Source organism: Streptomyces sp. JLYT201 (genome assembly GCF_059448825.1).
This window is the reverse complement of sequence record NZ_CM182551.1, coordinates 1,116,250-1,139,168: the sequence shown is the minus strand read 5'-3', so window position 1 is coordinate 1,139,168 and position 22,919 is coordinate 1,116,250. Positions and strand designations below refer to the sequence as shown.

Genomic DNA, 22,919 nt, shown 5'->3' with positions numbered 1-22,919 from the left:
TGCGGGAAGGAGCACACACGCTGGTGCTGAAGAGAGCGTTCGTCGCGCCCGACCCGGGGCTGCTACGCCTGCGCAGCGCGAGCCGGGCGGTGCTCGGCATCGGAGCGGCCGTGGCCCTGTGCGGCCTGGTCGGGCACTCACTCGTCGCGGCCATCATCGGCGGTCTCGCCGCGCTGCTCGCGCTCTTCACGGTCCTGGACCCGACGGTGCGCGGCCAGGCCGGGACCACGGCGCTGCTGCCCGTCGTCGGCCTCCCCGTGCTCGCTCTCGCGGCCACGCTGCACGACTACCCGCTGGTGCGGGACGTGGCGTTCCTCGCCGTCACGGGCCTCGGCGTGTACGCGCGCCGGTGGGGGCCCCGGGGGCACTCGCTCGGCGTGTTCGCGTTCATGATGTTCTTCGCGGCGCAGTTCCTGCACGCGCGCACCGGCCAGCTTCCTGAGCTGTTCGCGGCCATCCTGCTGTCGGTGTGCGCGGCCGCCGTCGTCCGGTTCGGCGTGTGGTGCTACGAACGCGGCCTCCCGCCCGCGACGGTGCCCGCGCCCCTGGCGGCCACCGGGCTCGCCCGGACCACCACCCGACAGGCGGTCCAGGCCACCGCGGGCGCGGCCTTCGCGCTCGCCCTGGGGCAGCTGCTGTCCCAGGAGCGCTGGTACTGGGCGGTCGGCGCCACCTGGTGGGTGTTCGTGAACACCACCTCGCGCGGCGAGACGCTGGTGCGCGGCTTCCGCCGGTTCCTGGGAACCGCGCTCGGCATCGCGCTCGGCTTCGTCCTGGCCGTGCCGCTGCACACGGAGCCGGTCGCCGCCGCCGTGATCGTCGCGGTCTGCGTCTTCGGGATCTTCTACACCGCCGCCGTCTCGTACACGTGGATGATGCTCGCGGTCACCGTGATGGCGAGCATGCTCTACGGCCTCCTCGGCGTGCTCGACCCGGCGCTGCTCGCCCTGCGGGTCGGCGAGACCGCCGTCGGCGCCCTGGGCGCCGCGCTCGCGGTCCTGCTGGTGCTGCCCGTCACCACCCACGCCGTCACCGACGGCTGGATCCAGCGGGCGCTGCGCTGCGTCCACGCCTGCACTGCCGAGGCCGCGGCCCGCCTTCGCGGCACGGCGGACGCCGACCCGGCCCCGCACGTCGCCGAGCTCGAGGCGCTCCTCGGCCGGGTGCGGCTCTCGCTCGCGCCGCTGCTGCACCCGCTCAACCCGCTGCTCGCCCGCAAGGAGCGGGCGCGCCGGGTCCTTGCCCTCCTGGACGACTGCGCGCGCGAGGTCCGCGGCCTTGCGGCCGTCGCCGCCGACGCGGAGGCCTCGCACGACGACCGCCTCACCGCCGCGTGCTGGCGCGTGGAGGCCGCCGTGGAGGCGCTGACCGCGCCCGGGGCCGCAACGGGGCGCCGGCCCGACGTCGCGGCCCCCGCCCACGCCGGCGTCGTGGAAGGCGCGCTCGCCCACGTGCACGGCCTGGAGCAGGCCCTGGCGCAGCTCGCCGAGCCGCTGCAGGCCCCGGGGCGGGCGCGGCTGAGCGGCGGCTGAGCCCGCCCGCGCCGGGGCCCGGCCCCGGCGCCCGGTCAGGCGTCGAGCACGTCTGGGACGTGGATCCGGGGCGTGCCGGTCGGATCGGCGCGCAGCCGCCAGATGCCGACGTCCTCCTGGCCCGCGAGGCGCAGTCGGTCCCCGCGCCCGCCGCGCCGGGCCCTGGCGCCGCGCCCGGCGGTGCGGGGCGCGGCGCGGGCGTCAGGACAGCTTCCCGTCGTAGTCGGGGAGCTTGAACGTCCGCTCCGCGTGGCCGCCCACGAGGTCGGACTCGCGGTTGCCGACGTTCGCGATGATCGTGTAGCCCTTGGCCTCGATGTCGGCGCGGCTGCGCGTCTTGTAGGCGCTGACCTCGTCGAAGAGGTCGGGCAGCGCGCGCACGTAGAGGCCGTTGACGGGGTAGCCCCGTGTCGTCAGGTTGGCCTGGGTGACGCTCTTGATGATGCCGGGCCGGGCGGTCACGAAGAACACGGAGACACCGCGCGACGCGGCGTAGTCGGCGAGTTCGAGGGAGGGCTGCACGGCCGGGGTGGGCAGCTGCCACCAGGGGTGGAAGTCCGTCTCCAGGGTGGTGTTGTCGATGTCGAAGACGACCGCGAGCTTCTGCCCGGAGGCGTCTGCGGTGCGCTGCTTCACATACGGCAGGGCCCGGTCGACGACGGCACGTACGTCCCGCTGCCAGGTCGCGTAGTCGACGTCGGCCGTCCGGGCCGCCACCGCGCCGACGGGAGCGCTCGGCGCCGCGTGGGCCGAGGCGGCGGTCGTCGCCGTCGCTCCCAGGCCCACCGCCACGACCACCGCTGCCGTACCGATCCGCTGACGCACACCGCGTCGTCCCATTCCGGTTTCCCCTCTGCTGTTGTTCTCTGGTACTCGACATTTCCGTGGTGCTCGGCGCGGCGCCGTGCGCCGCGGATGTCATGGTCACGGTGAGGGATGGAGGGCAGGCGGACTTCTGGTTACCGGCTGGTAGAGGATTCCTGGCGGCCGGGGTGCGGTCCGCCCCCTAGTGGTCCAGACCAGCTGCTACCGTCGGCCCCACGCGTGCCACTCGGCACGCGACGGCTTGGGGAACGCGTCCCGGTGGGCACGAGTGCGGCACCGGCGCGGAGAGGGGCGAGCAGTGGGCGACAGGCAGGTACGGCGGGCGTACGTCGGGTCCTTCACGGCGGCGGGCGGGCCCGGTGTCGTCAGTGCGGCGGTCGACCCCGACAGCGGGGCACTGACCGTGCTCGCGGCCACGGACGCGGTGCCCGACCCCTCCTACCTCGCGCTCGCGCCCGGCGCGGACACCCTCTACGCGGTGAGCGAGACCTCCGACGGCGCCCTCGCCGCCTTCCGTGTCTCCGGCGGTTCCGGCGGTTCCGGCGGATCAGCCGGTTCCGGCAGCTCAGGGGGGCCCGGAGACCGCCCCGAACTGCTCGCCGGGCCCGTGCCCGTGCAGGGCGACGCGCCCACGCACCTCACGCTGCACGACGGCCACCTCATCGCCGCGAACTACGGCTCCGGCAGCCTCACCGCCGTCCCCGTCCACGCCGACGGAAGCCTCGCCCCCGCCCCGGCGTCCGTCCTGCGCCACGAGGGCTCGGGGCCCCACCCGCAGCGCCAGCAGGCCCCGCACGCCCACCAGGTCCTCGCCGACCCGAGCGGCCGCTGGGTGGTGAGCGTCGACCTCGGCACCGACTCCGTGCGCGTGTGCGCCCTCGGCGGCGACGGGCGGCTCACCCTGCACCGGGAGGTCGCGCTCCGGCCTGGCTCAGGACCGCGCCACATGGCCTTCCACCCGCGCGGCGAGCACGCGTACGTCCTCAACGAACTCGCGCCGACCCTCACTGTCTGCGCCTGGGACGCCGCCGACGGCAGCCTGAAGCCGCTGAGCGAGACACCGGTCCTCGCCGGGGCGCCGGACGGCGACGCCTACCCCTCCGCGATCGTCGTCGCGCCCGACGGCCGCTTCCTGTGGACGGCCACGCGCGGCGAGGACGTCCTGTCCGTCTTCGCCCTCGACCCGCAGGGCGACACCGCACGCCTCACCGCCACCGTCCCGTGCGACGGCCACTGGCCCCGCGACCTGACCCTCGACCCCTCCGGGCGCTTCCTGTACGCGGCCAACGAGCGCTCCGGCGACGTCACCTGGTTCACCGTCGACCCGGACACCGGGCTGCCGCGGCGCGCGGGCGCGGTGGCCGTCCCCGCGGCCTCCTGCGTGGTCTTCGGCTGAGCCCGCCCGGTCAGTCCGTCCAGTCCGTCCGCGGCCGCGCCGCGCGACGCCGATGGGCCCGCCACCCCGGTCCGGGGTGCGGGCCCATCGGCATCACGGGGCGTACGCCGGTCAGCGCACCGGCGCGCCCGACGGCCGCGGGGCGATGCCCAGCGCCGTGGTGTACTGCGACAGGGCCAGCTTGCCGATCGCCGGGTAGGCGCCGAGCGCCCCGGCCACGGCGCAGCCCGCGTCCTGCGCCGCAGCGTCGAGCAGGCGCGCGTCGACCTCGGGGCCGATCAGGTACGGGGCGAGCGCGAGCTGAGCCGAACCCGCGCCGCGCAGCTGCTGGGCGGTCGCCGCCACGGAGCCCTCCACGTCCAGGGCCGCGGCCATCACCGGCACCGCGAGGCGCGCCGCGAGCAGCATGCCGGTGATCCCGGCGGCCTGTACGGCCTCCTCGCCGCCGACCGTGGCCAGGACGATGCCGTCCGCCGCGGTGGCCACCGTGAAGAGACGGGCGCGGTCGGCGCGGGCCAGACCGGCCTCGGACAGGCGCACGTGCAGGGCCTCGGCGAGCAGCGGGTGCGGGCCGAGCACATCGGTCAGCTCGGCGGCGGCGCTGCTGTCCGCCACGGCCTGCCGGACGCGGTGCATCAGCGCGCCGTCGGGTCCCGCGAGCAGCGGCACGACGACGGCGTCGGCGCCCTCGGGCTCCTTGGCCTCGACCCCGGCGGCCAGCGCCTGCTCGTAGCGGGCGACCCGCTGGGCGGCGGTGTGCGCGAGGACGGCCCGCAGCGTGGGGAACTCGGCGGAGCCGGAGTCCTCCCCGTCGACGTAGCCGATCCGCACGTCCAGGCCGGGCAGCTCGGAGCGCGCGATGCTGGCGACCTCTTCGGCGAGGCCGCGCGCGGTGGTGCTGGGGACGCCGGGGACGGCGAGGACGAGCGCGGGCGCGCCCTCGGGAGCCGCGACGGGCTCCGGGCGTCGGTGCCGGCCCGGCTGGCGGGGGCGCGGCATTCGTACAGGCAGGCCGGATGCGGGCCCAGTGGGGGAGCTCATGGCGCCGCATGCTACTGGCTTGTGAGGCTTCCCTGTTCGGGGAGGGTGCAGGTCAGAGGCATTAGTCCGCTTTGTCGTACGGATATGTCGGAGAGTGCGGACGTCACGCTTCCGGTAGTTCGGAAGTCACCATTCCGGTTGACGCGCGTACGGGTGCGCGGCCGCGGTCGGCGGGCGCGCCGGTCGGCTCGCCGTCCTGTGCCTGTCATCGCGCGTCCACGGTCGCGCGTCCACGGTCGCGCGTCCACGGTCGCGCGTCCACGGTCGCGCGTCCACGGTCGCGCGTCCACGGTCGCGCGTCCACGGTCGTGCGCCCACGGACGTTCGTCCGTCGTCGTGCGCGCGCCGTCACGGACGCCTCGTCACGGAAGCGTCGTCACCCGCAACAGCTGGGGATCGTGCGGCAGCTCGAGGGCGTCACGGGCGAGGTCGGCGGCGATGCGGACGGCGCCGTCGAGCGGGTCGCCCGCGGCGGGGACACGGCGGACGTGCGGTAGACGCGCCGTCAGTTCCGCCTCCAGAGGGGCCAGGAGGGCGTCGCCGAGCTTCAGCAGGCCGCCCGTGAGGGCGACTTCGCAGTCCCCGGAGGCCGGGCACGCCGCGGCCGCGGCGTCGGCGATGTGCCCGGCCGCCGCGTGCAGCACGCCGACGGCCACCGGATCTCCCTCCGCCGCGCACCGGCCCACGTCGGGGGCGAACGAGGCGAGCACCGCGGGCCGGTCCGGCCGCGGATACAGCAGCCCCGGCAGCCCGGAGAGGGGCGCGCCGAACCGCGCCTCGGCGCGCGCCCGCAGCGCGGGCGAACCGCCGCGCCGCCCGTCGAAGGACCGCAGGGCCGCCTCCAGGCCCGCCCTGCCGATCCACGCCCCGCCGCCGCAGTCGCCGAGCAGATGGCCCCAGCCGTCCGCGCGCCGCCACGCCGTCAGATCCGTGCCCGTCGCGATCAGGCCGGTGCCCGCGGCGACGACCGCGCCGGGCCGCTGGCCCAGCGCACCCGCGTACGCGGTGACGGCGTCCGCGGCGAGCGCCACCCGGCGCACCCCGAACAGCTCCGCGAGCGCGGACGGCAGCCGGTCGCGCAGCTCGTCGCCGAGCGACGCCATTCCGGCCGCGCCCACCGCGACGGCCGTCAGACGTGCCCCGGCGCCCGCCTCGGCGAGCAACTCCCGGACCATCGGCTTCAGTTGGCCGAGGAGGTGCGCGGCGTCGATCCCGCGCGGCCCCGTCCGCACCGGCTCCCTGGAACTCCTCGGCGCCGGGCGGGCCCCGTCCGCGACGCCGAGCGCCGCGCGCAGCCCGGAGCCGCCCGAGTCCACGCCGAGGACGACCGTCACGGGAGCCGCCAGTCCACCGGCTGCGCGCCCTGCCGCACCAGCAGGTCGTTGGCCCTGCTGAACGGCCGCGAGCCGAAGAAGCCCCGGTCCGCCGACATCGGCGACGGGTGCGAGGACTCCACCGAGGGCAACTGACCGAGCAGCGGCCGCAGATTGCGCGCGTCCCGCCCCCACAGGATCGACACCAGCGGACGGCCACGCGCCGCGAGGGCCCGGATGGCCTGCTCGGTGACCTCTTCCCAGCCCTTGCCACGATGCGCGCCCGGCTTGCGCGGGGCCGTCGTGAGGGACCTGTTGAGCAGCAGCACGCCCTGCTGGGTCCACGGCGTCAGATCACCGTTCGACGGCTGGGGCAGCCCCAGGTCGGTGTTCAGCTCCCGATAGATATTGATCAGACTGCCGGGCAGCGGTCTGACATCGGGAGCCACCGAGAACGACAGACCCACCGCGTGCCCGGGGGTGGGGTAGGGGTCTTGGCCGACGATCAGGACGCGCACGTCGTCAAAGGGCTGCTGAAATGCCCGCAGGACATTGCCCCCTGCCGGGAGATACGTCCGCCCCGCCGCCACCTCGGCGCGCAGGAAGTCCCCCATAGCCGCAACGCGGTCCGCCACCGGCTCCAGAGCCTTCGCCCAGCCGGCCTCAACAAGTTCACTCAACGGTCGTGGTGCCACGCCAAGTCACTCTAGTGGCCCGCACCGACAGCGCGTACACGGACCAACCCTCCCGCCCACAGGGCGCGGCTCGGCACTAGTCTCCAGCCTTTCTCCTCGTCGTCATGGACATCGAGCCGCTCGAGCAGGTCACGCCGCCGGTGCGCTGGGCGCCTCCCGTCGCGGCCGCAGGCGGCGCGGCCCCGCTGCCGGATCAACAACAGGTGCGTGGGCCCGGAAGCGGCTGATACCGCGACCGACTTGCTCTCGTGTGCCATAGCGTGGCCTCGTCACCGAGCCTGACCGCGTGGAGGCGGATCGAATGCCCAAGCTGATCAGCCGCGAAGAAGTACCTGTCGACATCGACTTCTACGGTCTCTACCTGCAGGACTGGGACGACAGTCAGGTTCCCGTACCGTTCCCCAAGGGATGGGAAGCAGGACCCTTCCTGACCGCCCGTGCCGGGCGGCTGGACCTCACCAGTGGCGCGCATACGCACACTGCGGCACTGACCGTCGAAGTATGGGACGAGGAGCCCGTGGCGCCGTCGGGTGACTGGGAGGAGACCGCCGTTACCGAAATCGCCTGCGTCTCAGGGGAACTCGAAGTCGGCGGGGTGACCAACGGGCCGATGCCTGAGCCGATCCACTTGTCGGATCAGGCGGGCACCTGGGCGGTGCGCATCTCGTGCACCGGGCGAGCGGAAGTCGCCGAGCGGGCCCGGCACCAGTCTGTCGAAGGCATCGAACGCTACGTCTTCCAATTCTGGCCCAAGGCCTAAGGATCGCGGGCCAGGGGTGTGGCACGGACATCTGCGTCCCTGGCCTGCTGGACCCGTCAAGGCGTGATCTTCACCAAGAATCCGTCGTCCGGGCCGTCAACGAGGCGATTCAGATTGTAGAAGTCCCGCAGTAACGTTCCCGCTGCGCCATTCGGCCTGCCCGGCAGGGCTTGCACACTGAAGTTATTCGGATGCACTCGATGGTCATACTTCGAGGCGGCCGACCCCTCGTAGGTACTCTTGAACGGAAACTCATCACACTCTTTCCCGCCATCTGTGTAGTGGTCACCAAAATACTTCTTGCAGTTGTGCCGTGACTTGTTGTAGTTCTCTTTCACCCGCCTGCTGTCCTTGAACAGTCGCGTCAGCGGTTCATCGGCCTTCTGTCCGGGCAGTCGCTTCCCGCTGTACGGCGGCTTCGTTGCCCCCGGGTTGGTGAATGCCTTCCTTATGTGCTTCGCCACGTCCTCCTCAGGGGCGCTTTCCTTCGTGCTGTACTTCAGCGCCGTAGACACGGCGAACACTGCCGCGCCCTTGGTCCTGTTCGGCAGGTAGGACGCCTTGTCCCACCGCGGCGGCAGTAGGAAGGTATCCCCGCCGTTCGGAGTCTCGATCACCCACCGCGGCGGCGCTGTCAGGCTGACACTCGGCTGATAGACAGCGTAGATCGCATCATCGCTGATGCCTTGACCTGCTGCCGCGTACACCGTGTGCTGGAAGCTGCTCGACGTCACCAGTTGAGACCACTTCTTCTTTACCGGCATCGAAGACCCGCCGAACTTGTACTGCGCGCGCGACGGCGTACTCTGTGCAATCTTCGCCTTCGTCGTGATGCCCAGGCCTGGAGCGCTGTTGTGGCCTGTCGCCACGAAGTTCTGGAAGTGATACTTCACCGTCACGGTACGGCTGTTCTTGGGAATCGTTCCGATAGCCAGCACGCTGAAGGCACTCGCCCCGACCGGTCGGCCGTCGCGAAACCACGTCTGGGTGAACGTACGCCCCGAGCACACCGCGAACCGTGACCGGATGTAGAACGTCTTGCCGGCCAGTCCCGACGTGCACTGCTGGGTGGACATCGTGTGCGCAGGCTCCGGCAGTTGAACCACCGCCGCCCTCTTGCGCCCCAGCCCCGATGGCGTCGCTGACTCCTGTGCTGCTCGTGGGGCGCCGACCCGCGCTGGGCCGACCGTCTCCCGCGGCAGGACCGCCCCACCCTCCTGGGACCACTGCCCAGCCCGCAGCTGGTCCGCAGCGCCGGGCGTCTGCAGCGTCTGGAGATTCGGCAGCTTGCTGCCTAACGGGCCGACTGTCGTGATGACCTCCTGTCGCGGTTCCTCGGCACCCGCACTCCCCATCGGTGCCAACACCGCCGTCAGCGACGCGGGCAACACCACGGCCGATATGTGTAAACGCGATCTGCGCGAACCGGAAATTCGCATAAGCACCCCTCAAAGTCAGACGCTGCAACCACCCCGCGTGGAGTGGCCGTTGCCATAGTTATCAGGGGTTGTGTGCAGTGTGGCGACCAAGCGGCATGACTGGCGAGATTGCGTTTGAGAATGGCCAAGCCCTGACGGCACACCCGGAGCTCCCGACAGGCCAGGACGCCTCCGCAGGCGCGGAGGGCGCAGGCCGGTGGCGTCGAAGAAGTCCCCGCGGCTGCTGGTTTGCAGTCTTTGAAGTGCGGCGTGATAGGGGTGCCTTTTCGGCGCGCCCGGTATGCCGGTTTTCGTGATAGGGAAACCCTTTCATAGTTGATCATTTCGCTACCTGGCGCTACGGTATTCCCGTCCCTCAGGGATATCAGGATACTTAATCCGCTCCCGATGGAGGTCGGGTCCGTCGCGGGTTGTATCGGTCCGACATCGCACCCTCTCAAATCTCACACCTTCAAAGAGCAGCAGGTGTGCGCACAAGTCGTTGGAGAATGCCGTGTTCAATCGAAGGTATTCCGTTAGGGGCATGGCCACTGCGGTCGTGGCGACCTGCGTCGTCGTGTCAACTCCCGCGATGGCCGGCCCCGGACCCGTCAAGAACGGTCCAGGCGCCGCCAAGATAGTGGATAAGAGCTTCACCACGTTGGCATCGCCCAGTGGTGAGAACCCCATTCTCCGGCAGGGAAATGCCAAGTTCGGACTGGCTCACATCAAGCAGGGTGGCACGCATGGAAGTACGGCGAATCATCCGTACGACGCCAAGGCCAAGAAGAAGTGGCAACTGGCTTTCGGGAACGGAGTGTGCTCGCAGATCAACAAGCTCTACTCGCTGTACTGCCACCCCTTCGGCCGGGGCAAGAAAAAGAAGACCTACTGCGTGTACGTTGACTTCTCGGACTGGAAGTACCACGGGAAGAACGTGGGGCAGAGGGGTATCATCACGGCATACTGGAGCAAGGGGCGGAGCGGTCCGAAGGGGCGTGACACGTGCCTGAGCAAGAAGGGCGACTGAGCAGGTCTCCGAGCTCTCGGCGGTACCGGCCGGGTGACCGGGTGCGGTCGCGGGAAGAGACCGACCACCCCGAGGACCCTGTCGGCACCGTCCTCATCCGCATCTCCACGGACGAGCTGTGCGTCCAATTCCCCCTGACGGGGGTGGAGATGTACAGCGATGAGCAATTGGACCTGGTCGAGGAAGCTCCCCCGGGCTGGAAGCCCGACCTGTAGACACCGGGCGTGCACACTCGACAGCCCCCGCAAGGGACTCGGGACGGGGGCTTTGCTGCGCCTCGTCCAGCCGCCCCTTCTGGGTGCTGGTCTTGCGCATCGTCTGCGGGGTGGTGGCGGTGAGGTCCGGGCTGTTGGGGGTGGCCTGATGCCGGGGCCCGGGCGTCGAGCCCGGCAGGGCCGGTGGTGTCAGCCGCGCCAGGGGCGGGGCCGGGGCAGCCAGCCGGGGACGGCTCCGCGGTAGCGCTCGTACTCCGCGCCGTGGGCGCGCAGCAGCGCCGGCTCTTCGTACCAGCGGGCGAAGGCGGCCATGACCGCGGCCGCGAGCAGCGCGTAGCCCAGCAGGACCGGCCGGGCGAGCAGCAGGCCCTGCCCGGCGATGGTGGTCACCACCGCGACGTACATGGGGTTGCGCACGTGCCGGTACAGGCCGCCCACGACCAGGTGCTCGGTCGGCGCCACCGGGGCCGGGGTGCCGAGGCCCTCGGTCACGAACCGCGCGAAGGCGTGGACGAGCACCACCGCCCCGGCCGCGAGCGCGACCCCGCCGAGCACCCGCACCGGCAGCCACCAGTGACCGGCCTGCCAGCGCGTCAGCCACCACGGCACGAGGACGGCCACCGTGCCCGGGGCGAGCGCCATGAACACCGAACTGCCCATCGCCGCAGCGGACTTGCGCATGCCGCCAGTATGCGCGCCTCACCGGCCGCGGGAAGCCCCCGTCACGCGAGCACGGCGGCGCGCACACAGAGCACGTCCGGGAGATGGGTGATGAGCTCCTGCCAGGTGTCGCCGTCGTCCGCCGACGCGTACACCTCGCCGTTGCGGTTGCCGAAGTACAGGCCCGCCGGGTCCGCGCCGTCGGTGCACAGGGCGTCGCGCAGCACCGTGCCGTAGTGGTCGCCCCGGGGCAGGCCCTCGCTCAGGGGCTCCCAGCTCTTGCCCGCGTCCTGGGTGCGGTAGACGCGACAGCGGTGGTCCGCCGGGACGCGGTCCGCGTCGGCGGTGATCGGGAAGACGTACGCGGTGTCGGCGCGGTGCGGGTGCGCGACCGCCGCGAAGCCGAAGTCCGACGGCAGGCCCTCGCCGATGTCGGTCCAGTGGGCGCCCGCGTCGTCGCTGCGGTACACCCCCCAGTGGTTCTGCAGATAGAGCCGGTCGGGGTCGACGGCGTCCTTCGTCACCTTGTGGACGCACTGGCCGAACTCCGGGTGCGGGTCCGGCAGGAACACCGCGGAGACGCCCGAGTTCGCCGGAGCCCAGCTAGCGCCGCCGTCCCGGGTGCGGAAGACGCCCGCCGTCGACACCGCGACCGTCACCGCGTCCTTGTCGCGGGCGTCCGTCAGGATGGTGTGCAGGCCCTCGCCGCCGCCCCCCGGCTGCCACTGCGAGCGCGTCGGATGCTCCCACAGCGGGCGGACCAGGGAGAAGCTCTCGCCGCGGTCCTCCGAGCGGTACAGCGCGGCGGGCTCCGTGCCCGCGTACACCACGTCGGGCTCCGCCTCGGCGGGGTGCAGCTGCCACACCCGCTCCAGGGAGGCGCCGGTGTCCCGGGGAAACTTCACCGCGGGGCGCGACGGCTCGGTCCAGGTGCGGCCCAGGTCGTCGGAGTGGAACACCGACGGGCCCCAGTGGGAGCTGTCGCCGCCGACCAGGAGGCGGGGCGTGGAGGTGCGGGTGTCGATGGCGATCGAATAGATCGCCTGGGCGTTGAAGTACGGCGCCTCGTCGAACCGCCACGCGCCGGCGGACCGGCGGGCGATGAAGAGGCCTTTGCGGGTGCCGATGGTGAGCAGGACGTCAGCCATGCCTCGCACCTTTCCGGACGTCGTTGTCTCAGGTACGGCTCAGTCTGCACCCGGGCACTGACAATCTCCCCTGGACGGAGCGTCCGCGCAGGTCAGGGCGGTTCCACCCGGTTCCGGGGCGCGTCGTGCGCCCGGCCTCAGGCGTCGGCTGGGCCGCCGGGGCCGCGCAGCTTCCCGGCCACCTCCGCGATCGCCTCCGGGCCCACCCGGCAGCAGCCCCCGATCAGCCGCGCCCCCGCCTCCCGCCACCGTGACACCTGGGCGGCGGTGAAGTGGGCCGGGCCCCGCCAGGAGCGCGTCGCGGCGTCCCAGGTCTCGCCGGAGTTGGGGTAGACCACCACCGGCTTGCCGGTGACGCGGGCGGCCAGGGACACGGCGGCGTCCGCGTCGCGCGGGTCGCAGCAGTTGACGCCCACGGCCAGGACCTCGTCGGCGTCCGCGGCCAGGGCGAAGGCCTCGGCCAGGGGCTGGCCCGCGCGCGTGCGGGTGCCGACGACGCTGTACGAGAGCCAAGCGGGCACGCCGAGGCCGCGGGTCGCGCGGAGCAGCGCGCGGGCCTCGTCGGTGTCCGGGACCGTCTCCAGGGCCAGGACGTCCGGCGCGGCGTCGGAGAGCACCTCCAGGCGGGGCCGGTGGAAGCGCTCCAGGTCGGCCACGCTCAGGCCGTAGCCGCCGCGGTACTCCGAGCCGTCGGCGAGCATCGCCCCGTAGGGCCCCGCCGACGCGGCGACCCACAGCGGGCGGCGCGCGCCGGTGAGGGCCGCGGCCTCGCGGGCCAGCGTCACGCTCAGGCGGAGCAGCTCGGCCGTGCTGACGGCGTCGATGCCGTGCCGTGCGAAGCCCTCGAAGGTGGCCTGGTAGCTCGCCGTGATCACGACGTCGGCGCCCGCCTCGTAGTACGCGCGGTGCGCCGCCCGCACCGCGTCCGGGCGCTCGGCGAGCAGCCGCGCCGACCACAGGTCGTCGGCCAGGTCGTGCCCGGCGGCGGCCAGCTGGTTGGACAGGCCGCCGTCGAGCACCAGCGGGCCGCGCGCGAGGGCCGCCGCCAGGCTCGTCGGTCCGCCTCCCGCGCCCGCCCCCGTACTTGCTGCCTCGTTCATACGGTCGACGCTAGCCGAGGAGCGGTAAGAGGGAAGTGACAGGCGACCTGATGGCCCGCGCCGTTCGGCGTGGTGACCGGTGGCTCCACGGTGGCGCACACGTCCTGAGCGAGCGGACAGCGGGTGCGGAAGCGGCAGCCGGACGGGGGCTTCGCCGCCGACGGGGCCTCGCCGGTCAGCGGGGAGCGCGCGGCCGCGGCGGCTCCCGGGTCGGGGACGTTCAAGGTGTCGAGCAGGCCGCTCGTGTAGGGGTGCAGCGGGTGCGCGTACACGCGCTCCGCGGGTCCCGACTCCACCAGCTTGCCCAGGTACATGACGCCGACGGTGTCGGCGAGGTGCCGGATCACCGCCAGGTCGTGGGAGATGAACAGGTACGCCAGGCCGCGCTCGCGCTGCAGGTCCCGCATCAGGTTGAGGATCTGCGCCTGCACGGAGACGTCGAGGGCCGAGACCGGCTCGTCGGCGACGACCAGGTCGGGGGAGAGCGTGAGCGCCCGGGCCAGGCCGAGGCGCTGGCGCTGGCCGCCGGAGAACTCGTGCGGGTAGCGGTGCACGGCGCCGCGCGGCAGGCCGACCGCGTCGAGGAGCGCGCCCACCAGCTCCTCCTGGTCGGCGCGGCCGCCGACGCGCTGGATGACGAGCGGCTCGCGCAGGATCTCGCCGACGCGCATGCGCGGGTCCATCGCGGCCGTGGAGTCCTGGAACATCAGCTGGACGCGGCGGCGGTGCGCGCGCCGCTCGGCGCGGGACAGGGCGGCGAGGTCCCGGCCGTCGAAGCGGACCGTGCCCGCCGTCGGCTCCTCCAGGCCCGCGACGATCCGGCCGAGCGTCGTCTTGCCGCACCCGGACTCGCCGACCACCCCGTACGTCTCGCCCCTGCGGACGGTCAGACAGACGCCGCCGACCGCGCTGACCGTGCCCCGGCGCCGGGCGAACGGGCCACCGGGAAGGGGGAACTCCTTGGTGAGCGCGTCGAGTTCGAGGAGGACGCCGCCCGGCTCGGCGGCCACGGCCGGGGGCACGGCGAGCAGTTCCCCGGCGGGTGCCTCCTCGTCGTACGGTACGGGGTGGAAGCAGGCGAACCGGTGCTCAGGGCCCTGGAGTTCGTCGTCCACCGGCTCCGGTGCGCGCGTGTGGCACAGGTCCGTCGCGAAGGCGCAGCGCGGCGCGAACCGGCACCCTTGCGGCCGGGTCGTCAGGCTCGGCGGCAGGCCGGGGATGGTGTGCAGTTCCGTGCCCCTGCCCGCGGCGCGCTCGGGCAGGGCGGCGAACAGCGCCTCGGTGTAGCGGTGGCGCGGGCGCGCGAACAGGCCCCGTACGTCGGACTCTTCGGCGACCTTGCCCGCGTACATCACCGCGACGCGGTCCACGCGGCTCGCGATGACGCCCAGGTCGTGGGTGACGAGGATCATCGCCATGCCGAGCGTGCGGCGCAGGTCGTCCACCAGCTCCAGGATCTGGGCCTGCGTGGTCACGTCGAGGGCCGTCGTCGGCTCGTCGGCGATCAGCAGCCTGGGCTCGCACACCAGGGCCATGGCGATCGCCACGCGCTGGCGCATGCCGCCGGACAGCTGGTGGGGGTAGGCCTTCATGCGCTCGGCCGGCTGGGGCATGCCGACGAGGCGCAGCATCTCCTCGGCGCGCGTCCAGGCCTCCCTGCGGCCGGTGCCGGGGCGGTGCAGGAGCAGCGGCTCGGCGACCTGCGCGCCGATCGTCATCGTGGGGTTGAGCGAGGTCAGCGGGTCCTGGAAGATCATCCCGATGGTGTTGCCGCGTACGTCCTTGAGCACCGGCGCGGGCGCGGCGGCCAGGTCCTGGCCCGCGAACAGGACGCGGCCGCCGGTGATGCGGCCGCCGGGCGGCAGCAGCCCGAGGACGCTCAGCGCGGTCATGGTCTTCCCGCAGCCCGACTCCCCGACGATGCCCAGGGATTCGCCGGGCGCGAGGTCGAGCGAGACGCCGTCGAGGGCGTGCACGGTGCGGTCGCGCGCCTCGATGTCGACGCACAGGTCCTCGATGCGCAGCAGTGGCTCGGCCGTGGACCGAGGCGCGGAGGTGTCGTGAGCCATGTCGCTTCGTCCCTACTTCCGCAGCCGTACGTCGAAGGCGTCCCGCAGCCCGTCACCGATGAAGTTGAACGCGGCGACGACCAGCACGATCGCGATGCCCGGCGGGAAGATCAGCCACCAGTAGCCGTTCTGCGTGTACGTGATCCCGGCGGACAGCATCGAGCCCCAGTCGGCCGACGGCGGCGGGATGCTCAGGCCGAGGAACGCCAGATAGCTGACGTAGAGGATGGCGTCGGCGATCTGGAACGTGCAGTTGACGATGACGGTGCCGATGGCGTTCGGCACGATGTGCTTGAAGACCGCCCGCGCGCCTCCGCCGCCCATCATCCGCATGGCCTGGACGTACTCCCGGTCGCGCAGCGACAGCGCCTCGCCGCGCACCAGGCGGGCCGGGGACAGCCAGGCGACGGCGGCGATGACGAGGACGAGCACGCCCTTGCTCGGCGTGATGATCGCGGCGACCACGACGAGCAGGAACATCGCGGGGATGGCGAGCGCCGCGTCCGTGATCCGCATCAGGGCCGCGTCCACCCAGCCGCCGAAGTAGCCGGACACCGCGCCGTACACGGTCCCGAAGAGCGTCGCGAGGAGCCCCGCCGCGAGGCCGATCTCCAGCGAGGTCTGCCCGGCCACCATCAGTCGGCCCACCATGTCGTAGCCCAGGTCGGTGGTGCCGAGCAGGTGTCCGTCGGTGCCGGGGGAGAGGTTGGCCTGCGACAGGTCGGTGTGGGTCTGCTCGGTGTCGTACAGGAGCGGGCCGAGGTAGCTGAACGCAAGGAGCAGGGCCAGGAGGACCACGCCCGTCAGGGCGAGCTTGTTGCCGGTGAAGACGCGCAGGGTGCGGCGGGCCAGGGAGGGCGTCGCGAGCGCGGCCTCCTCGTTGCCCGGAGCGGTCCCGGGAGCCGGGACGGGGGCCGTCGTGGTGGTCATGCCACGCTCCGAATCCGGGGGTCGAGGACGGCGTACAGGACGTCGGTGAGCAGGGAGCCGACGACGGTGGCGATGCCGACGACGAGCGTCACGCCGAGCAGCACGGGGAAGTCCGAGCCCTGGGCGGCGTTCCAGAACAGCAGCCCCATGCCCGGGTAGTTGAACATCGACTCGACGACGAGGGCGCCGCTGAACAGCGTCGGCAGATACAGGCCGAGGAGGGTGGCCAGGGGGATCAGCGCGTTGCGCAGGACGTGCCGGACGAGCACGCGGCGGCTCGACTGCCCCTTGGCCATGGCCGTGCGGACGTAGTCCTCGGTGAGGTTGTCGAGGACCGCCGAGCGCATGTAGCGGCTGAACATCGCCACGATGCCGAACGCCATCGTCACCACCGGGAGCACGAGGCCGGTGAAGTCCCCGAGCAGGTCGCCGACCGACTCGCCCTGCGGGGCCTCCGCCGGGAAGACCGGCAGGACCTGCGCGAACACGATGATCATGACGAGGCCGAGGAAGAACACGGGCGTGGCGTAGAGCAGGAACGCCAGACCGGTGAGGGCGTAGTCGGACGCCTTGCCGCGCCGCACCGCCTGGAGCAGGCCCAGCGGGATCGCGATGACGACGGCGAGCGCGGTGGACAGGACCGTCAGGAGCAGCGTCTTGGGCAGCCGCTGCGCGAGCAGGTCGAGTACGGGTGAGTTGAGCTTGTAGGAGTCGCCCAGGTCGCCGGTGAACAGGCGCTTGAGGTACATGCCGTACTGCGTGGGCAGCGAACGGTCGTAGCCCTGCTGGTGGTTGAAGTCCTGGATCTGCTGGGGGGTGCCCTTGGGGCCCAGGATGGCGCGTGCGGGGCCACCGGGGAGCTGGTGAAGGAGGACGAAGACGATGATCGACACCAGGAAGAGCACGACGAGCGCCTGGAGGAGGCGCTTGACCAGAAAGCCGGTCACGTGTCGGCTCCCTTCTTCTTGACGTAGTACCAGTCCTGCGGGGCGAAGGTGACCGTGGGGTTCTGCTCGATGCCCCGCAGGTCGTTGCGGATCACCGACACCTGGTACGCGGGATTGGGCATCCACATGACGGGGAGCTGCTCGGCGAGGTACTCGCCGTAGGCGTGCACGGCCTTCATGTCCGGCGCGTACTGCACGGCGCGGATGAGGCGGTCGGCCCGCTCGTCGCTGTAGTTGCCGAAGTTGGCGGACGCCCCCGTGGAGAACAGCTGCTCGCCGCTGGGGTTGAGCGGGTAGTACCAGCTGCCCGCCGTGCCGAAGAAGGACATGTCCCAGTCGCAGCCGGGGTCCTTCGCCGTGCACGGCACGGAGTTGCCGAGGACGGAGTTCAGCGGCTGCTGGCGCACCGTCAGCTCGATGCCCGCCTTGGACAGGGAGGACGTGAGCTCCTGCATCGTGTTCGTCGTCTCCGTGGAGCCGGACTGGGACAGGAGCGTCAGCTTCAGGGGCGCGCCCTTCGCGATGCCCGGGCCGCACTCGTCGGGGCCCGGGCCGGGGCGCGCGCAGCGCGCGGTGCCGCCGTCGTCGCGCCAGCCGTGCGCGCGCAGGAGCGAGACGGCCTTGGCCACCGAGAACGGGTACCGGTCGCGCTGCATCGCGGGTGACAGGTACTGGCTCTTCGGGGTGACCGGCACCGGGCCGAGCGTCGGCGTGGCGCTGCCCTGCCAGATGACCTCGCTCATCGCCTTCTGGTCGACGAGGTGCTGCATGGCCTGGCGCACGTACAGCTGGCGGAGCAGCGGGCCCGCGTGCGTGGAGTTGAAGTTGTAGACGATGTACGTGGCCGCCCAGCCCTCCCAGGGGTCGACGCGGTAGCCCCGGCCCTCGAACTTCTCCTTCTGCGCCATGACCGAGGGCGGGATGTAGCCGTAGTCGACGCCCCCGGAGCGCAGCACGTTGTACTCGGAGTCGGCGGTGGTGAAGGGTTTGAAGACGACCTTGTCCAGGTGCGGGCGTTGGGATCGCGGGCCGGTGAACCTCTCGTTCGGCACGATGGTGACCTGGCCGTTGTCGCGCCATCCCGCCAGCCTCCAGGGCCCGTTGACGGTCTTCCACAGCGGGTCGCTGCCGTACGAACCGAGGCTCTTGGCGTGCCGGGTGAGCCGGGCGAACACCGCCTTGGCGCCCTTCGCCGTCCGGTCGAAGTCACCGGTCCTGCCGCCGTCGGCGGTGGCGCTCCAGGCGTGCTGGGGCAGTGCCCGCATCAGCGTGAGCTGGTTGGCCGTGAACCAGTCCGGGTTGTAGGCGCGGCTCAGGCGCAGTCGCACGGTGTGCGCGTCGAGCGTCTCGAACCGTTTGACGTTGTCGGGCATCGTGCCGACCGAGTAGTTGCCCCAGGAGGCCTTGTTGGCCTTGACGAGGTTGAACCAGAACTCCAGGTCGCGTGCTGTCACCGGCCTGCCGTCGGACCACTTCACGCCCTTGCGCAGCGGCACGGTGACCGTCCTGTTGCCGTCGCCGTACGTCGGCTCCAGTCCCAGGGTGCTCGGCCCGTGCGTGGTCAGCTCGCCCTTGTGCCGGTCCTGCACGGCGTCGTACACCGGCATGAAGAGCAGGCTCTGGATGCCGTAGTTGTACGAGCCCCCGTAGCCGGGCGCGCCGATCGGGAAGATCCAGTTGGGGGTGGCGGCCGGGGGCAGGGCCATCGTCGCGGTGCCGCCCTCGACCGGGGTGCCGCCGGTCGGGCCCATGTCGACGCGGGCGCCGTCGCGGGTGCAGCCGGTGAGGGCCGCGAGCACGAGGCCCGCGGCCGCGGCCGCCTTGAGTGCACGCATGGTTCGGGGCCTCCAGGAGCTGCCGGGCCGGATCCGCACGTTTGAGCGGTGGGAGGGCCGCACGCTAGGCCTGGGACGAAAAGCAAGTCAAGAGCTTCGTTCGGCAAAGACTGCGAAAAGCCGGACAGGGGCGGCTGTTTCTTCGAAGAGCTGGTCAACTTCCTTTGTCGCGCCCTAGTGTTCGGTCGGCACGCGAAACAACTCGTCGAACGTACGGGGGCGATATGGCAAGCGGCGCACACGGCGAGCCCGGATCGGCGCAGCACATCGTGCATCTCGTGTCGTCGGGCGCGGCCACGTCACGGGCCGCCCTCGTACGGGAGCTGGGCCTCGCGCCGTCCACGGTCTCGCTGCGCGTCCAGGAGCTGGTGACCGCCGGGGTGCTCACCGAGTCCGGCGAGGGGGCCTCCCGGGGCGGGCGCCGCCCGAGGCTCCTGCGGGTGCGCACCCAGGGCGGGGTGGCGCTCGCCGCCGACCTCGGCAGCCACCACGCCCGGCTCGGCGCCGTCGACCTCGGCGGCCGCGTCCTCGGCCCCCTGGACCTGCCGCACGACATCACGGCCGGGCCCGAGCCGGTCGTCGAGTGGCTGTGCGAGCGCGTGGCCGGCCTGGCTGCCCGCGAACGCGCGGCTGGCCGTGCCGTGCGCGCCCTCGGCGTCGCCTTCCCCGGCCCCGTCCGGCCGGGCGAGGGCTGTGTGCTCAGCCCCTCACGGATGCCCGGCTGGCACCGCTACCCGCTGCGCGAGGTGCTCACCGAACGCCTCGGCCTGCCCGTGACCGTCGAGAACGACGCCACGATGATGGCCGTGGGCGAGCACCGCGCGGCCCGGCCCGAACTCGACCACCTCGTCGTGGTCAAGGCGGGCCGGGGCATCGGCAGCGGCGTCATCGCGGCGGGCCGCCCGCACGACGGCGCCAACGGCGCGGCCGGGGACATCAGCCACGTCCGCATCGAGGCGGCGGGCGAGCGCCCGTGCAGCTGCGGCAACATCGGCTGCCTGGAGACCGTCGCCAGCGGCGCCGCGCTGATCCGCGAACTCGCCGCGCAGGGCGTCGAGGTGGCGTCCACGAGCGAACTCCTGAGGCTCGTCGCCGACGGCGACCCCCGGGCCACCACCCTGGTGCGCACCGCGGGCCGCCACATCGGCACGGTCCTGTCCGTCGTCGTGAACTTCTTCAACCCGCAGGCCGTGGCGCTCGGCGGCGTGCTCGCCACCGCCGAGCCGCTGGTCGCCGCCGTGCGCGGGGTCCTCTACGAACGCTGTCTGCCGCTCGCCACGGCGGACCTGGAGATCACCACCACGATGACAGGGCCGGACGCGGGGCTGCTCGGCGCGGGCCTCACCGCCCTGCGCAAAGAGCTGCCGACCGCGCCCGCCCAGGAACCCGGCGCGGCCCCGCGCGAGCAGTCCGCCCCCCATCAGGAAGAGAGCGCCCGCACATGACCGGCACCGAGCCCGTCACCGGCCGTCCGCTGCGCATCGGCATCGGCGGCATCGGCATCGAGTCCTCCACGTTCTGCCCGCACCGCTCCACCACCGACGACTTCCGCCAGAGCCGTGGCCAGGAGCTCCTTGACCGCTACGCCTGGACCCGCCCGGACAGCGACCTCACCCGCCTCGGCGGCCCCGTCGAGTGGGTGCCGCTCCTGCACGCCACGTCCCTGCCCGGCGGCCCCGTGGAAGCCGAGTCGTATCTGACCCTCAAGGACGAACTCGTCACCCGCGTCCGACGGGCGGGCCCGCTCGACGGGCTCGTGTACGACATCCACGGCGCCATGAGCGTCGTCGGCCTCACCGACGCCGAGGCCGACCTCACGGAGGCGGTGCGCGCGGCCCTGGACTCCGTGGGCACCCCGGACGGCAGGAGCCGCCCCATGATCTCCGCGGCCATGGACCTGCACGGCAACGTCTCGCGGCGCTTCGCCGAGCCCGTCGACCTGCTCACCGCGCACCGCCTGGCCCCGCACGAGGACGCCTGGGAGACCCGCGAGCGCGCCGCCCGCAACCTGGTGCGCTGCCTGCGCGAGGGCAGGCGGCCGCACCGGGCGTGGGTGCAGGTGCCGGTGCTGCTGCCCGGTGAGAAGACCAGCACGCGCCTGGAGCCCGCCAGGTCCCTGTACGCCTCGCTCGCCGGCATCGAGAAGCTGCCCGGCATCCTCGACGCGGCCCTGTGGGTGGGCTACGCCTGGGCCGACGAGCCGCGCTGCCGGGCCGCCGTCGTGGTCACCGGCGACGACGCGGGGCGGGCCGCCGCCGAGGCCGAGGGGCTCGCGCGCCGCTACTGGGCGGCGCGCCGCGACTTCGTCTTCGTCGGGCCGACGGGCAGCGCCGACGAGTGCATCGAGAAGGCGGTGGCGTCCGACCGGCGGCCGTTCCTCATCAGCGACTCCGGCGACAACCCCACCGCGGGCGGCGCGGGCGACCTCGCGTACATGCTGGCCCGGCTCCTGGCCGACGACGCGATCCGCTCCGGGCGCGTCACCGCCGTGCACCCCGGCATCACCGACCCCGTCGCGGTCGCCCGGTGCTTCGCAGCGGGCGTCGGCGCCGAGGTGACGCTGTCGGTGGGCGGCAAGGTCGACACGGGCCACGGCGGACCGTACGAACTCACCGGCACCGTCGAGGCGTTGCAGCGCGCCACCGACCGGCAGGACCGGGCCGAGGGCGGCGCCTACGACCGGGGCGTCGACATGGCGGCGGTCCGCGTCGGCGGGCTCACGCTCATCCTCGTCGCGCGCCGCAAGCCCTTCCACACCCTCGCCGACTTCCTCGGCCCCGCCGAAGGAGGCCTCGGGATCGACCCGAGGACGTACGACCTGGTCGTCGTGAAGATCGGCTATCTGGAGCCGGAGCTGTACGACATGGCCGCCGACTGGCTCCTCGCCCTCACGCCCGGTGGCGTCGACCAGGACCTCCTCCGGCTCGGCCACCACCGGGTGGAGCGGCCCCTGTACCCCTTCGACGAGGACGCGTACGAGGACGGCGCGGGCCCCGACCTGACGGCGACCACCCTGGCGCCGCTGGCCCCCTGAGATCCTGCCCGCGACAGGCACGGCAGGCGTCGCCGCGCGCGTCGCCTGACCGCATGAGCCGTCCCGCACGCGCCGTCCCGTCCGCCCCGCACGAGAGGAACCGTCCGTCATGAAGCGTGTCGCCACCCTGTCCGCCCTGGTCTGTCTGCTCGCCGTGACGGCGGCCGCGCCCGCCGCGCCCGGCGGTCACGACACCGGGCACGGCGCGGGCCGGGACAAGGGCCGGGACAAGGGCAGCCTCCTCGACTCCGTGCCGAAGCGGGGCGTGCTGCGCGTGTGCACGACCGGCGACTACCGCCCCTTCACGCACCGCGAGAGCGACGGCGGTCACCGGGGCATCGACATCGACATGGCCCGCGACCTGGCCACGTCCCTCGACGCCAAGCCGAAGTACGTCGCCACCAGCTGGAAGGAGATCGTCGACGACGTGGCCGACCGCCGCTGCGACATCGCCGTCGGCGGCATCTCCGTCACCCTGCCGCGCGCCCGCAAGGCGTACTTCAGCGAGCCGACCCGCGAGGACGGCAAGACCCCGATCGCGCGCTGCGCGGACAAGGACAAGTACGCCACGCTCGAACAGATCGACCGGCCCGGCACCCGGGTCGTGGTCAACCCCGGCGGTACGAACGAGCAGTTCGCCCGCGCCCACATCAAGCGGGCCACCCTCACCGTCCACCCGGACAACACCACGATCTTCCAGGAGATCGTCGACGGCCGCGCGGACGTGATGATGACCGACGCGAGCGAGACCCGCTACCAGGCCAAGCTCCACCCCGAACTGTGCTCGCTCCACCCGGACGAGCCCTTCACCTTCGCCGAGAAGGCCTACGCGCTCCCGCGCGGGGACGAGGAGTTCAAGGCGTACGTCGACCAGTTCGTGCACCTGGCCACCCACGACGGGACGTACGCGGCCTACGAGGCGGAGTGGATGAAGTAACGGTCAGGGACCGGCACGGTCCCGGACCCCTGAC

21 protein-coding genes are annotated in these 22,919 nt (G+C 72.6%); 9 read left to right on the top strand and 12 right to left on the bottom strand.

Annotation, left to right across the window (positions count from 1 at the left end; genetic code table 11):
• The first annotated feature begins 23 nt into the window (after window positions 1-23).
• Window positions 24-1,532, top strand: coding sequence for an FUSC family protein (locus AC5WAM_RS04895; protein WP_495521700.1), 1,509 nt, complete (start codon window positions 24-26; stop codon window positions 1,530-1,532).
• Between the two features lie 201 nt (window positions 1,533-1,733).
• Here AC5WAM_RS04895 and AC5WAM_RS04890 read toward each other — a convergent pair whose 3' ends face one another.
• The gene (locus AC5WAM_RS04890; protein ID WP_495521699.1) at window positions 1,734-2,372 is read right to left on the bottom strand and encodes an HAD family acid phosphatase; all 639 of its coding nucleotides are present in this window, start codon (window positions 2,370-2,372) and stop codon (window positions 1,734-1,736) included.
• Window positions 2,373-2,655: 283 nt separating this feature from the next.
• Here AC5WAM_RS04890 and AC5WAM_RS04885 point away from each other — a divergent pair, with 283 nt between their 5' ends.
• Window positions 2,656-3,753 (top strand): lactonase family protein, encoded by a 1,098-nt coding sequence (locus AC5WAM_RS04885; RefSeq protein WP_495521698.1) that lies wholly within the window; start codon window positions 2,656-2,658, stop codon window positions 3,751-3,753.
• A 111-nt stretch (window positions 3,754-3,864) separates the two neighbouring features.
• Here AC5WAM_RS04885 and AC5WAM_RS04880 read toward each other — a convergent pair whose 3' ends face one another.
• The 3 genes from AC5WAM_RS04880 to AC5WAM_RS04870 form a co-directional block, all read right to left on the bottom strand.
• Entirely contained in the window at window positions 3,865-4,794 is a 930-nt protein-coding gene (locus AC5WAM_RS04880; protein ID WP_366792127.1) for a sirohydrochlorin chelatase, read from the bottom strand.
• Between the two features lie 362 nt (window positions 4,795-5,156).
• Window positions 5,157-6,140, bottom strand: a complete 984-nt coding sequence (locus AC5WAM_RS04875) for an N-acetylglucosamine kinase (RefSeq protein WP_495523503.1) — start codon at window positions 6,138-6,140, stop codon at window positions 5,157-5,159.
• On the bottom strand, window positions 6,125-6,802 hold the full coding sequence (locus tag AC5WAM_RS04870; RefSeq protein WP_495521697.1) for a uracil-DNA glycosylase: 678 nt from the start codon (window positions 6,800-6,802) through the stop codon (window positions 6,125-6,127). The genes AC5WAM_RS04875 and AC5WAM_RS04870 overlap by 16 nt, the downstream gene beginning before the upstream one ends.
• A 104-nt stretch (window positions 6,803-6,906) precedes the next feature.
• Here AC5WAM_RS04870 and AC5WAM_RS04865 point away from each other — a divergent pair, with 104 nt between their 5' ends.
• Together AC5WAM_RS04865 and AC5WAM_RS04860 are read left to right on the top strand one after the other, a co-directional pair.
• A complete protein-coding gene (locus AC5WAM_RS04865; protein WP_495521696.1) occupies window positions 6,907-7,029 on the top strand; it encodes a hypothetical protein in 123 nt (40 codons plus the stop codon).
• 74 nt (window positions 7,030-7,103) lie between these two features.
• Window positions 7,104-7,562, top strand: coding sequence for a hypothetical protein (locus AC5WAM_RS04860; RefSeq protein WP_495521695.1), 459 nt, complete (start codon window positions 7,104-7,106; stop codon window positions 7,560-7,562).
• A 56-nt stretch (window positions 7,563-7,618) separates the two neighbouring features.
• On the opposite strand, the gene AC5WAM_RS04855 is transcribed toward AC5WAM_RS04860, so the two are convergent.
• Window positions 7,619-8,956 carry a NucA/NucB deoxyribonuclease domain-containing protein gene (locus AC5WAM_RS04855; RefSeq protein WP_495521694.1) on the bottom strand — a complete coding sequence of 446 codons (1,338 nt, stop codon included), beginning with the start codon at window positions 8,954-8,956 and terminating at the stop codon, window positions 7,619-7,621.
• A gap of 568 nt (window positions 8,957-9,524) precedes the next feature.
• Between AC5WAM_RS04855 and AC5WAM_RS04850 the strand changes: the two genes are divergently transcribed.
• Both AC5WAM_RS04850 and AC5WAM_RS04845 read left to right on the top strand, forming a co-directional pair.
• A complete protein-coding gene (locus AC5WAM_RS04850) occupies window positions 9,525-10,010 on the top strand; it encodes a hypothetical protein (protein WP_495521693.1) in 486 nt (161 codons plus the stop codon).
• A gap of 41 nt (window positions 10,011-10,051) precedes the next feature.
• Window positions 10,052-10,225: a hypothetical protein gene (locus tag AC5WAM_RS04845; RefSeq protein ID WP_495521692.1), complete on the top strand. Its 174-nt coding sequence runs from the start codon at window positions 10,052-10,054 to the stop codon at window positions 10,223-10,225.
• 189 nt (window positions 10,226-10,414) lie between these two features.
• On the opposite strand, the gene AC5WAM_RS04840 is transcribed toward AC5WAM_RS04845, so the two are convergent.
• The 7 genes from AC5WAM_RS04840 to AC5WAM_RS04810 form a co-directional block, all read right to left on the bottom strand.
• Window positions 10,415-10,906 carry a methyltransferase family protein gene (locus AC5WAM_RS04840; protein WP_366792124.1) on the bottom strand — a complete coding sequence of 164 codons (492 nt, stop codon included), beginning with the start codon at window positions 10,904-10,906 and terminating at the stop codon, window positions 10,415-10,417.
• Window positions 10,907-10,947: 41 nt separating this feature from the next.
• Window positions 10,948-12,033, bottom strand: coding sequence for a WD40/YVTN/BNR-like repeat-containing protein (locus AC5WAM_RS04835; RefSeq protein WP_366792123.1), 1,086 nt, complete (start codon window positions 12,031-12,033; stop codon window positions 10,948-10,950).
• A 137-nt stretch (window positions 12,034-12,170) separates the two neighbouring features.
• Entirely contained in the window at window positions 12,171-13,133 is a 963-nt protein-coding gene (mmuM, locus tag AC5WAM_RS04830) for a homocysteine S-methyltransferase (protein WP_495521691.1), read from the bottom strand.
• Window positions 13,130-15,202, bottom strand: coding sequence for an ABC transporter ATP-binding protein (locus AC5WAM_RS04825; protein WP_495521690.1), 2,073 nt, complete (start codon window positions 15,200-15,202; stop codon window positions 13,130-13,132). The genes mmuM and AC5WAM_RS04825 overlap by 4 nt, the downstream gene beginning before the upstream one ends.
• Window positions 15,203-15,214: 12 nt before the next feature.
• Window positions 15,215-16,132, bottom strand: coding sequence for an ABC transporter permease (locus tag AC5WAM_RS04820; protein WP_172381614.1), 918 nt, complete (start codon window positions 16,130-16,132; stop codon window positions 15,215-15,217).
• Entirely contained in the window at window positions 16,129-17,079 is a 951-nt protein-coding gene (locus AC5WAM_RS04815; protein WP_366792120.1) for an ABC transporter permease, read from the bottom strand. The genes AC5WAM_RS04820 and AC5WAM_RS04815 overlap by 4 nt, the downstream gene beginning before the upstream one ends.
• Window positions 17,076-18,914 (bottom strand): peptide ABC transporter substrate-binding protein, encoded by a 1,839-nt coding sequence (locus tag AC5WAM_RS04810; RefSeq protein ID WP_495521689.1) that lies wholly within the window; start codon window positions 18,912-18,914, stop codon window positions 17,076-17,078. Before AC5WAM_RS04810 ends, AC5WAM_RS04815 begins: the two co-directional genes overlap by 4 nt.
• A 224-nt stretch (window positions 18,915-19,138) precedes the next feature.
• Here AC5WAM_RS04810 and AC5WAM_RS04805 point away from each other — a divergent pair, with 224 nt between their 5' ends.
• The 3 genes from AC5WAM_RS04805 (at window position 19,139) to AC5WAM_RS04795 (ending at window position 22,885) form a co-directional block, all read left to right on the top strand.
• The gene (locus AC5WAM_RS04805; RefSeq protein ID WP_495521688.1) at window positions 19,139-20,359 is read left to right on the top strand and encodes an ROK family protein; all 1,221 of its coding nucleotides are present in this window, start codon (window positions 19,139-19,141) and stop codon (window positions 20,357-20,359) included.
• Window positions 20,356-21,948: a M81 family metallopeptidase gene (locus AC5WAM_RS04800; RefSeq protein ID WP_495521687.1), complete on the top strand. Its 1,593-nt coding sequence runs from the start codon at window positions 20,356-20,358 to the stop codon at window positions 21,946-21,948. The genes AC5WAM_RS04805 and AC5WAM_RS04800 overlap by 4 nt, the downstream gene beginning before the upstream one ends.
• Before the next feature lie 109 nt (window positions 21,949-22,057).
• Complete coding sequence (locus tag AC5WAM_RS04795) at window positions 22,058-22,885, top strand: transporter substrate-binding domain-containing protein (RefSeq protein WP_495521686.1); 828 nt, start codon at window positions 22,058-22,060, stop codon at window positions 22,883-22,885.
• Window positions 22,886-22,919: the final 34 nt, after the last annotated feature.